Below are 5,134 nucleotides of genomic sequence, written 5' to 3' on the forward strand. Positions count from 1 at the left end.
GTGGGGGGGGGGCGCGCTGTTTTTTTTAACCCCCGCGCTTGGGGCGGGGGGGGGGGGGGGGGGGGGGGGGGCAAAAAAAGATCCGCGCGGAGCGCGGTAGGGAACCGACTGGCCGCAGACGAAGGTGAACAGCGCGAAGGGACCGCGGGCCCACCCAGGAGTCGGCTGCCCCCAGCGGGAGCTCAGGAGTGGCCGAGGTCCTCGCTCGGGCCCTCCGGGGGGACCGAGCCCGAGTCGGGGGACGGGCGCAGGGGGAGTACGTCGACGCGGGTCTCGTCGAGGACCGGTTCCGCGGGGCGCGAGGGGCGCGGCATGACGGCCGCCTCGGAATGGCCCCCGCAGCCGTACGCGAGAGACACCACCTGGCCGTCCGCAGGACCGAACTCGTTCGCGCACACCCCGAACGCCTGGCCGAGCGACCCACCGATCGGGGCGAGGAAGCCGCAGCTGACGCAGGTCGCGGGCGCCGCCTGCGCCATCGCGGTCTTCGCGCCGTGCGTCTCCTCCCAGCGATCGGCCGCGGCATGCAGGCCGTACCGCGAAAGGACACGGGCCCTGCGCATGCCGAGCTCGTCGGCGATCGCGGCGATGGAGCCGCGCGCGGGGGCCATCGGGAGCTCGGCAGGCGGCCCCGACGTCACCTCGGCGTCCTCCGCCTCGACCAGCTCCGCCATCTCCTCGGAGACCGCGGAATTCGGCGGCGGCTCCTCCTCGCCGGAGAAGCCGGGCTCCAGGCGGAGGTCCTCGGCGTCGGTCGGGAGGAGGTCGCCCGGGCCCATGTCGCCGGGGCGCAGGCGCTCGCTCCACGGCACCCACTCGGGGGCCAGCAAGGCGTCGGGGCCCGGCAGGAGCACCGTCTCGTCGAGCGTGACGAACTTGGCCCGCGAGGCGCGCGCCACCGTCACCGCCCAGCGCCAGCCCCGGTAGCCGAACTCCTTGCATTCGAACAGGTGTGTGACCACGCGGTCGCCCTCGACCACGACATCGACGTGCTCACCGACGACACCCGGTGCGGCGGCCTCCTCGGCCGCCTCACGGGCCATTCCCACCGCCTCGGCGCACAGGCGGTCGGGAGTACGCGGGGTACGCGGGGTACGGCTTCGCGTTGTCGCTGCGCTCACAGGTATCGCTTCTCTCCTACGCCGTCTCACGAGTGCGCCACCCATACGCGGGAGTGCGGACGGAGCGGACCAATGGGCCGCGTCGACGTCCGCGCCCGAACGTCCTCGGGCGCACCTACGTCATCCATTCTGCGGGATGAGCGAGAGGCGCGCGGCCAAGAACTACCGCCGCAGGCGCGCTACGCACGCTACCTTCTCCTGGCCCCTGGGCCTACACCGGCGTGCCCGGCCCCTGTGGCACGGGGCCGCCCGTGCCCGCCGCTTCGCGGGGGATTTTCCCGCCCACCCACCCGATTACCCCGCGTACCCGGCTGTCGATGCGCACTAGCGCGGCCCAATAGAGGGCACTATGACGAGGTGGCCGCCGCAAGGTCCTCTCAGGGAAACAGCGGAGCGGGCTCGGCGCTGAGCAGGGCCGTCCGTTCCGTCGGGCGTGCCCTGCATCTGCCCTTCACCGGTACCGCCCGCGGCATCAGGAAGGCCACGCACGCGCACGGCGCGGGCGAGTCCGGGCTCGGCAAGCTCATCGAGCTGCACGCCGTCAACGGCGCGGGCGACGTCATGATCACCGTCGCGCTCGCGTCGACCGTGTTCTTCTCGGTGCCGACGGACGAGGCCCGCGGCCGTGTCGCCCTCTATCTCGCCATCACCATGGCGCCCTTCACCCTCCTGGCCCCCGTCATCGGCCCGCTTCTGGACCGCCTCCCGCACGGCCGCCGCTATGCGATGGCCGCCGCGATGCTGGCCCGAGCGCTGCTCGCCCTGCTCCTGTCGGAAGCGGTGATCACGGGGAGCATCGAGCTCTATCCCGCCGCGCTGGGGGTGCTCGTCGCTTCCAAGGCCTACGGGGTCGTCCGCAGCGCTGTCGTGCCCAGACTCCTGCCCGCCGGGTTCTCGCTGGTCAAGGCCAATTCCAGAGTCACCCTGGGTGGGCTGCTCGCCACCGGTATCGCCGCGCCCATCGGGGCGGGGCTGCAGGCGCTCGGGCCGCGCTGGCCGCTCTACGGCGCCTTTGTGATCTTCGTCGTCGGGATGTTCCTGTCCCTCTCGCTGCCGCCCAAGGTCGACTCCGCGAAGGGCGAGAGCAAGGCGCTGCTCGCCGCCGACGAGGAGCATCTGCATCTGCACGCGCGGGCCGAAGCCGCGGCGGACACGTCCAAGAAGCGGAAGCTGGGGCTGCGTACCGTCGGACCGGCCGTCACCCACGCCCTCGCCGTCAACGCCTCGCTGCGCTGTCTCTCCGGGTTTCTCATCTTCTTCCTCGCCTTTCTGCTGCGCGAGGAGCCGCTCGCCGGGCAGAGCGCGGCGGTGTCCCTGGGGATAGTGGGGATCGCGGCCGGCGTGGGGAACGCGCTCGGCACGGCCGTCGGTGCCGGGCTGAAGAAGCGGGCGCCGGAGCTCATCATCGTGACCGTCGTCGCCTTCGTCCTCGCCGTCGCGATCACCGCCGCGCTGTTCTTCTCGGCGGTCGGCGTCGCCTGCCTGGGCGCCGTCGCGGGCTTCGCGCAGGCCATGTCGAAGCTGTCCCTGGACGCGCTGATCCAGCGGGACGTCCCGGAAGAGGTGCGGACCTCCGCCTTCGCCCGCTCGGAGACGATGCTTCAGGTGGCCTGGGTGATCGGCGGCGGCATCGGCATGGCGCTGCCGCTGAACGGGTCGCTCGGCCTCTCGGTGGCCGCCGCGATCGTCGCCATCGGCTGGCTTTCGACCGTGCGGGGCCTGCTCGCGGCGGCCCGGCACAGCGGACCGCAGCGGCGCCGGGTGGCGTGAGCCCGTCACATCGCGGGGTGCGGCACGCCGCGACCCCCACGTGGCAGGACGGCACGAGGTGCCCGATAGCCTTCGCCCATGACCTCCCTGCTCCGCGGCGGAGCCGCACACGTTCACAGCTCGGCGCGCCGCCGCCGTTCCGTGGCTGCCATTGGCGCTGTCTCCGCCGGACTCCTCGTCCTGTCCGCCTGCGACAAGCCGACGCCGCTCGCCACCGTCACCGTCGGCAGCAACTCGGTGAACACCGAGGCCTCCTGCTACAACGACGGCGAGGAGCTCAAGCAGTCCCAGCTGCAGGGCTGCCTGAAGGACAAGGACGTCAAGTCCATCAAGGTCGATCCCGACGAGAAGGTCCGCTTCGGCGTCGACCCGGAGATCGCCGAGAAGGGCTGGACGCTCCTGATGAACGGTCAGCCGCTCACCGAGGCAAGCGACAAGACCTACGTCGTCATCCCGGGCAGCGTCTTCTTCAACCAGCAGTACGGCGGCGGCACCAACGCCACCACCGTCAGCCTGCTCGAGGGCGGCAAGGGCTCCGGGTCCAAGGCGACGGGCCTGTGGTCGTTCAAGCTCAAGAAGGACTCCTGACCACGGCTTCGGTACGTGTTCTGGTGGCCACCGCCGTCCCGGCCGAACGGGACGCGGTGGCCAAGGGCCTGCCTGCTGAATACGGCGATGTCGTCGCCGCCGGTGTGGGCCCCGCCGCCGCTGCCGCGCACACCGCGGCCGCCCTCGCGCGCGGCACGTACGACCTCGTCGTCTCCGCCGGAATCGGCGGCGGCTTCAAGACCGGCGCGCCCGTCGGCTCCCTCGTCGTCGCCGACGAGATCACCGCGGCCGATCTGGGCGCCCAGACGCCCGACGGGTTCCTGCCGGTCACCGAGCTCGGGTTCGGTGCCGTCACCCACCTCCCGCCGCCGTCCCTCGTACGCGACGTGGCCGCGGCGACCGGCGGCCGCGCGGGCGGCGTCCTCACCGTCTCCACCGTGACCGGCTCCGCCGAGCGCGCCGCCGAGCTGCGGCGGCGCCACCCCGGTGCGCTCGCCGAGGCCATGGAGGGGTTCGGGGTCGCCGAGGCGGCCGCCGCGTACGGACTGCCCGTCCTGGAGATCCGCGCGGTCTCCAACGCCGTCGGGCCGCGGGACCGCGACGCCTGGCGGATCGGCGACGCGCTCGCGGCGCTGACTGACGCGTTCGGGAAGTTCGCGCCCGTACTGGAGAGTTGGAAGAGGCATGACTGAGACCCAGGCCCAGGTGGACCGGCCGCTGCAGATCGCGTACTCGCCCTGCCCCAACGACACGTTCGTCTTCGACGCCTGGGCGCACGGCCGGGTGCCCGGCGCGCCCGAGCTCGACGTCACCTTCGCGGACATCGACATCACCAACGGCATGGCGGAGCGCGGCGAGTTCGACATCCTGAAGGTGTCGTACGCCGTGCTGCCCTGGGTCCTCGACGAGTACGCGCTGCTGCCGTGCGGCGGGGCGCTCGGGCGGGGCTGCGGCCCGCTGGTGCTCACCCGGGAGGCCGGGATCGACCTCACCGGCAAGACGGTGGCGGTGCCGAGCGAGAAGTCGACTGCGTATCTGCTCTTCCGGCTGTGGGCCGCGGACACCCTCACCGGTGGCGTCGGCGAGATCGTGGTGCTGCCCTTCGACCAGATCATGCCCGCGGTGCGGGACGGAAAGGTCGACGCGGGGCTCGTCATCCACGAGGCGCGCTTCACCTACCAGAATTACGGCCTGCACTGCCTCGCCGACATGGGCGAGCACTGGGAGCAGACGACGCGCCTGCCGATCCCGCTCGGCGCGATCATCGCCAAGCGGTCGCTCGGCGCCGAGCGGCTGCGGCAGCTCGCCGACGCGGCGCGGACCTCCGTGCGCATGGCCTGGGACGACCCCGAGGCGTCCCGGCCCTATGTCCTGGAGCACGCGCAGGAGATGGACCCGGCGGTCGCCGACCAGCACATCGGTCTGTACGTGAACGAGTTCACCGCGGATCTCGGCGAGAGCGGATACGCGGCGGTCCGGGGGCTGCTGACACGGGCCGCCGCGGAGGGTCTTGTCCCGGCGCTGCCGCCCGGTGCGCTGAACTTCGGCTAGATCTCGCAGGTGGGGGGGGGGGGGGAGAGGAGGGGCCGCCCCCCCAAACGGGGCGAAGCGCGCGGGCGAGAACAGCGGGTGGGCCCCCCCCCCCCGCCACCCCCCGCGCGGCTGGGGGCAGCGCGCGAGAGGGGGGTGGGCGC

5 protein-coding genes are annotated in these 5,134 nt (G+C 72.7%); 4 read left to right on the top strand and 1 reads right to left on the bottom strand.

The genetic code is table 11. The annotated features are described in order from the left end of the window. Positions 1 to 182: 182 nt before the first annotated feature. Positions 183 to 1,121, bottom strand: coding sequence for a DUF3027 domain-containing protein (locus tag ACFWY6_RS44010; protein ID WP_384703126.1), 939 nt, complete (start codon positions 1,119 to 1,121; stop codon positions 183 to 185). A 357-nt stretch (positions 1,122 to 1,478) separates the two neighbouring features. Here ACFWY6_RS44010 and ACFWY6_RS44015 point away from each other — a divergent pair, with 357 nt between their 5' ends. The 4 genes from ACFWY6_RS44015 to ACFWY6_RS44030 all read left to right on the top strand — a co-directional run bounded on the left by ACFWY6_RS44015 (position 1,479) and on the right by ACFWY6_RS44030 (position 4,991). Then, the gene (locus ACFWY6_RS44015; protein ID WP_384703129.1) at positions 1,479 to 2,891 is read left to right on the top strand and encodes an MFS transporter; all 1,413 of its coding nucleotides are present in this window, start codon (positions 1,479 to 1,481) and stop codon (positions 2,889 to 2,891) included. Positions 2,892 to 2,969: 78 nt separating this feature from the next. Beyond that, positions 2,970 to 3,479 carry a DUF2771 domain-containing protein gene (locus tag ACFWY6_RS44020; RefSeq protein ID WP_384703132.1) on the top strand — a complete coding sequence of 170 codons (510 nt, stop codon included), beginning with the start codon at positions 2,970 to 2,972 and terminating at the stop codon, positions 3,477 to 3,479. After that, positions 3,449 to 4,132: a futalosine hydrolase gene (locus ACFWY6_RS44025; RefSeq protein WP_384703135.1), complete on the top strand. Its 684-nt coding sequence runs from the start codon at positions 3,449 to 3,451 to the stop codon at positions 4,130 to 4,132. The genes ACFWY6_RS44020 and ACFWY6_RS44025 overlap by 31 nt, the downstream gene beginning before the upstream one ends. After that, positions 4,125 to 4,991 (top strand): 1,4-dihydroxy-6-naphthoate synthase, encoded by an 867-nt coding sequence (locus tag ACFWY6_RS44030; protein WP_384703138.1) that lies wholly within the window; start codon positions 4,125 to 4,127, stop codon positions 4,989 to 4,991. Before ACFWY6_RS44025 ends, ACFWY6_RS44030 begins: the two co-directional genes overlap by 8 nt. The last annotated feature ends 143 nt before the right edge of the window (positions 4,992 to 5,134 follow it).

The organism is Streptomyces sp. NPDC059037, assembly GCF_042740015.1.
GTDB lineage: Bacteria > Actinomycetota > Actinomycetes > Streptomycetales > Streptomycetaceae > Streptomyces.

Bases quoted from the DNA above. Each gene is read 5' to 3' on its own strand.
- ACFWY6_RS44020 (WP_384703132.1), top strand. From the start codon at position 2,970: ATGACCTCCCTGCTCCGCGGCGGAGCCGCACACGTTCACAGCTCGGCG.
- ACFWY6_RS44030 (WP_384703138.1), top strand. From the start codon at position 4,125: ATGACTGAGACCCAGGCCCAGGTGGACCGGCCGCTGCAGATCGCGTAC.